Source organism: Pseudomonas sp. E315, assembly GCF_055406205.1.
Map to the genome: position 1 here is coordinate 1 of NZ_JBUZPJ010000032.1, position 4,940 is coordinate 4,940.

Here is a 4,940-nt window from a genome sequence, read left to right on the forward strand (position 1 = left end):
TCGCTTCGGCCCGTTTCGCACTGGAGGCCGCGACGCTTGGCGCTCTCGCTCTTTCGCCGTTCGCGCCTCTGCTCGCTGTCGCTCTTGCACCGCCCGGGCCTCTGCTCGCTGTTTCTCTAGCTCTGCCAGCAACCGCGCCCGCTCGGCGTCCACCTTCGCTTGCTTGTCCTGATGCGCCCGGAATCCCGCCATGAAGGCATCCATGCCCGGCTGGGCCGCTTGCAGACGGCGCTCCCGCGCTGCTTGGAAGTCGATAATCTGCGCCGACACCTGCCGCAGTTCGGCACGGTCGCGGCCAAGCTGCCGGTTCTGGTCGTTGGCTGCCGCTCGATTCAGTGCCCCCAGCGGCGCACGTCCAGCCCGAGCCGCTTCGCGCCGGATCTGCGTGACCCGCGGGCCTTCGTGGATGGTCGCCGGTCGGTCCAACTCCGCTGCTCGATCCACATCGCCAACATCGAGGGCGGCGGCGCGCTGATCGGCAAGGCTGCGCATGTCGATGCGCTCCGCAGAACCGGCCTGCTCAAGCCCGAAATTAGCCTCGGTCTCGACCATCCCACGCATCCACAGCACTTCTTGCGGCCCCGTCTTGAGGTCGTCTAGCTGGCGAGTCTTCCCGCCAAAGTCACCGTTGGCGTCCATCTGCCGGGTGCTGAACAGGATGTGGGCGTGGTGGTTGCGCTGATCGCCTTCCGCGTCGGGCAGATGCACAGCAACCTGCGCGGCAACTTGGTATCGCTCGACCAGTTGACCAGCAATCCGCTCGGCCAGCTCCCGGCGTTGCTCCTGGTTAAGTTCGTTCGGAAGCGCTACGACAAGCTCGCGAGCGACGGTCGAGTTTTTCCGCTTTTCGCTGGCCTCGACCTTGTTCCAAAGCTGGTCAGTGGTCATTGACGGCGCACCCATAGGTAAGTGCATCGACACATGATCTACGCCGCCTCTCCGGCGGTAGTCATGAACTTCGCCAGTACGCATATCGGTGATCTTCTCCGCCGTTCTATAGGCAGCGGCAGCAGTGGCGGAACGCCCACTACCACGACTGACTGTCTTACACGATGCAGATGCGAGTGCCACGGCTTTTGATCCTGCTTGGTTTTTGATTTTGATCCGCACGCAAACGCAGTTTGCCTAAGTGCGCCCTTCTCTTCTTTCAGGGTTTGACTGTGCACGCCGATACTCTAGCGTAGAATGGTCGAAACAGACACCTCAAGAGACAGTAAACGAATGGCTGATTTAGATGATCTGAAACGCAAGCGTGACCAACTCACCGCCAAGATTCAGCAGGCAGAAGCACGACAACGAGCCACAGCCAAAAAGGCCGAAGATCGGGTCAAGATTTTGGTAGGTGCTGCGGTGCTACACCAACAAACCCAATCCACTGACAAGCGCGCGGCCCTGTTGACGTTGCTGGATGGATTCCTGACGCGCCCGGCTGAGCGATTGGCAGTGCTGGGAGAAGATGGGCAAGGCTCAGAAGCATTCAAACGACTGGTGGGAAAATCTGAATGATTTGGTGGATTAGGGGCTAAAGAGTGGTAATACCTGCTCTATCGAACCCTGAGTAGCTATTTAAGTAACGCATTAGGAAGATAAGCTTTGTAGTAACTATCACCGTCTAAAAAAACCCACACACTAAATCCTCGATCAGGATAATCCTTCAACATTTTTGCGTTATTACTAATTGCTGTTACATAGCAGCCACCGACACGCTTTTTAATTCCAGCAGCCAAAAATTCAACTTGATTTTCAATTGCGTTTGCGTCGCAATAAACAACTCCAGGTGGAATTAAATATCCTTTGCCAATGACATAATCATTCGCCTCAGCTAACGCTCCAATAAATAATATCGAAAACAAGGATAAGGGTTTAATAATTATTTTTCTAATCTGCATTTATTACACTCATATTTAATATAATAGATAACATCTATTAGTTAATTCTTTAATTCTTTAAATGACTTGAAATCAGTAGCTTTTGCTGAGGTTCCCTCGTCGTTTAAGCCTAGTCTTGAGCATAGTCTGGCATAGATTTTTTTGGAAAAGCCACCTTTGAAGTCCCAATTAATTCCAGATTTCTCCATTCTTAAAATACCTGATATATTTCCGTATTTCTCATATAGTTTGTTTTTAACAATGTATGATGATAGTTCTTTTGAAGTAACAAACCCAAGAGGGGTGACTTCTGCCACAAGCAGCTCAAACTCTATTTCGTCTTGAGTTTTCTTCTGCTGACCGTGGTCTTTAACTTTATTTCCAAAAACATTATCCATAATATCCGCCAAAAAAGTTTAACTAAAGAGCCACAAACCCCTAGGGGAATAGCCTTAATATATCCGTGACTAATTTTAAATATAATTTATACGCAGTGTCATTCTCAATTTTATTGATGGCAACCACGAACATCGTAACTTCCTAGTCTATGGCATATTAACCAAAATACAACTACTCGAAAACGCAGCACAGCAGTGGCGTTTGGCGAGCAATGAAACTGACCTCTATCATTTTTACAGGCGCACGAAGTGCGCATGCCGAAGGCGCGGCGTGAAGGAGCGAAGCAGCCGCACTACGACCTATCCCCCTTGCGCGGATTTGGACGGCGCACAGGGACTGGAAGGCCGCTGGATCTAAGCCAAGATTGCGGTGCCTGACCCACCGTCCTAACGCGCTTCGCTTGTTGGGCGTCCCCCAGCGCAGCGCCCTTCGGTCACTGCACTGGGAGCCACCTTGATCTAGTGAACAACCTGGCTCTTTGAGCTTTTTTAAGAAGGGCAAAAGCCACTGCAAGAGCCAGATCAAGAGCGCGTAGTAACAGAGTGAGAAGCAAACGACCTTTTCGCCCATACGCCACGGGAAATCCCGAGACAAACTCAGGACATCCCGAGACAAACTCAGGACATTATGGGACATAAATATGTTGTTTTTTGTCTTTTGAAGGCATAGTGTGTGTCTCACCAAAGGACAAAAATGGCCTCCGATATGTCTGTAACGATCAACCTCCGCAAGCTTGAGTACAGCCCCCTAGCCAACCCCTTGCTAGAGCCCACTGAGGTGACCGTGAAGAAGCGGTACGTGAAGACGGGCACATCAGAGGAGCTAGTGAGCACACGCACCGGCGAGATCCGCCAGACCGCTGCGATTTACACCGTGGATGAGCGGGACGACGCCTCTTTCGTGAAGGTCTTTGCCGCTGGTGTGGCCGCTGCATTCGACCTTGGCCGCACTGCATCGCGAGTGTTCCAGTTGGTCCTGCAGGAGTACGAGCGGGCCCCTATGCGTCAGGGCTTCGCCGAGAGCATCGAGTTAGCATGGTTCAACGATGGCCTGTCTGGGCGGGCCGTGGATATGAGCGAAAAAACGTTCCAACGCGGCCTCAAGGAGCTTCTAGCCAAGCAGTTTCTCGCCCCTCGCTCTCCATCCACCTTCTGGGTCAATCCAGCTCTGTTCTTCAAGGGGGATCGCGTCAAGTTCATCACCGAATACCGCAGGAAAGGGGCTGACAAGCCGCCAGCCCGCGATCCCAACACCCTCGACTGGGTGAGCGGAACTTCTGACGCCGGAGCTGAAGCATGATCGAAGCGGCACACGCACGACTCAAACAAATGGCTTTAGGCATCTGGCCCATGCGTTAGACTGACCCTCATGAACACCGGAGGCCCGCCATGAGCGCCCAACTGTCCCCTATCGTTTCTGAGTTCGAGACCGACGAACAAGCGGCCAGCTATGACCGCTGGTTCCGTGCCAAGGTGCTGGAAGCCATGAACAGCACCAAGCCACGACTGGCCCACGATGAGGCTATGTCGAAGGTCCAGGCAGCCCTAGAAGAGCGCAGGAAGCTTCGTGCAAGCCGTTCGCTGGACTGACGAGGCCACCACCGACCTGGTGGATATCATCGACTACATCGAACAGCGCAACCCGCTCGCAGCCGAGGCACTGCACGCCGTCATATTGAGAACCGTTGAGGGTCTCCCATCCGCCCCCTACCTGTTCCGAGCAGGCCGCGTGATCGGCACTCGTGAATGCGTCGTGCACCCAAACTACGTGGTGATCTACCTGGTAGGCACTGACGCCATCGACGTGCTGCGGGTGCTACACGCTCGACAGGAATATCCCTAGGCGCATCTTTTTGTGGCACCGCCGCCGGGCATCGGACGATGCCGACAGGCGCTAGTAGCCTTTGAGGATCATCCAGTGCTCATCTTTTTCGCCGAACTGTTTGACAGTGCCATTGCTGTTGAACTGCTCGGGGTCGATGAGCGCGCAAAGGCGTTTTTTATCGCCGCAATTGGTCAGCTGTACGCGCCCCCCTCGACGTTCGAGGGCGGCCACGCTCGCTTCTAGGTCTGCTTTCTCCGCCCGCAGGGCAGCCAGATCACGCGCAGACGGAACCAGCAGCACCACGCCCAGCATCATGGCCGTGAACAAGCCGAACGCAGCCGCCACGCAAACCGCAAACCACTTCCAGCCCACCCAACTGATCGAATCGCGAAGTTCTTGCCCTGCCCCTACGGCATCGCCTGATACCGCCTGTAATGCGCTTATAGCGGGTTTTATCGCATCCACGATGGATGAGCGCGCTTTATCCGAAACACGCTCCAACACGTCCTGCAGGGCCTTATCGACCGCAATTCGCGTGGCCTTCTCGATAACCGCCGCCGAGGCATCACCCGCCAGCCGCATGGCCTGCACGGCCTCGCCAGCTTGGCGGATGGTCGTTTTCAGCTCGCCCAAAGTGGCGAGTTGGTCGCCGGCAATCTTCTGCTGTTCCTGGGCGGTGACAATCAGCCCGTAGATGGCTTGTTCTTCGCTCACGCTAAACCTCGATCACATTCCAAAATCTGGGCCGTCTCGCTTCGGCCCGTTTCGCACTGGAGGCCGCGACGCTTGGCGCTCTCGCTCTTTCGCCGTTCGCGCCTCTGCTCGCTGTCGCTCTTGCACCGCCCGGGC

The 4,940-nt window shown here is 54.9% G+C and carries 8 protein-coding genes; 4 read left to right on the forward strand and 4 right to left on the reverse strand.

What is annotated here, in order from left to right:
• Positions 1-1,110: MobQ family relaxase (mobQ, locus tag ACZRJQ_RS21935; RefSeq protein ID WP_463980357.1), on the reverse strand; the 1,110-nt coding region annotated here is incomplete at its 3' end.
• Positions 1,111-1,221: 111 nt separating this feature from the next.
• On the opposite strand from mobQ, the gene ACZRJQ_RS21940 reads away from it, so the two are divergent.
• Positions 1,222-1,506 carry a hypothetical protein gene (locus ACZRJQ_RS21940; protein ID WP_073515000.1) on the forward strand — a complete coding sequence of 95 codons (285 nt, stop codon included), beginning with the start codon at positions 1,222-1,224 and terminating at the stop codon, positions 1,504-1,506.
• Between the two features lie 56 nt (positions 1,507-1,562).
• Here the strand turns inward: ACZRJQ_RS21940 and ACZRJQ_RS21945 are convergent, their stop codons facing one another.
• Positions 1,563-1,889: a hypothetical protein gene (locus tag ACZRJQ_RS21945; RefSeq protein WP_125878547.1), complete on the reverse strand. Its 327-nt coding sequence runs from the start codon at positions 1,887-1,889 to the stop codon at positions 1,563-1,565.
• Between the two features lie 41 nt (positions 1,890-1,930).
• Positions 1,931-2,266 carry a hypothetical protein gene (locus ACZRJQ_RS21950; RefSeq protein WP_073514999.1) on the reverse strand — a complete coding sequence of 112 codons (336 nt, stop codon included), beginning with the start codon at positions 2,264-2,266 and terminating at the stop codon, positions 1,931-1,933.
• 694 nt (positions 2,267-2,960) lie between these two features.
• Between ACZRJQ_RS21950 and ACZRJQ_RS21955 the strand changes: the two genes are divergently transcribed.
• The 3 genes from ACZRJQ_RS21955 (at position 2,961) to ACZRJQ_RS21965 (ending at position 4,109) form a co-directional block, all read left to right on the forward strand.
• Positions 2,961-3,566 carry a replication/maintenance protein RepL gene (locus tag ACZRJQ_RS21955; protein ID WP_073514998.1) on the forward strand — a complete coding sequence of 202 codons (606 nt, stop codon included), beginning with the start codon at positions 2,961-2,963 and terminating at the stop codon, positions 3,564-3,566.
• 89 nt (positions 3,567-3,655) lie between these two features.
• Positions 3,656-3,856, forward strand: coding sequence for a type II toxin-antitoxin system RelB family antitoxin (gene relB / locus ACZRJQ_RS21960; RefSeq protein WP_073514997.1), 201 nt, complete (start codon positions 3,656-3,658; stop codon positions 3,854-3,856).
• Positions 3,834-4,109: a type II toxin-antitoxin system RelE/ParE family toxin gene (locus ACZRJQ_RS21965; protein WP_073514996.1), complete on the forward strand. Its 276-nt coding sequence runs from the start codon at positions 3,834-3,836 to the stop codon at positions 4,107-4,109. The genes relB and ACZRJQ_RS21965 overlap by 23 nt, the downstream gene beginning before the upstream one ends.
• A 51-nt stretch (positions 4,110-4,160) precedes the next feature.
• Here ACZRJQ_RS21965 and ACZRJQ_RS21970 read toward each other — a convergent pair whose 3' ends face one another.
• Positions 4,161-4,805 (reverse strand): hypothetical protein, encoded by a 645-nt coding sequence (locus tag ACZRJQ_RS21970; protein WP_463898475.1) that lies wholly within the window; start codon positions 4,803-4,805, stop codon positions 4,161-4,163.
• Between the last annotated feature and the right edge of the window lie 135 nt (positions 4,806-4,940).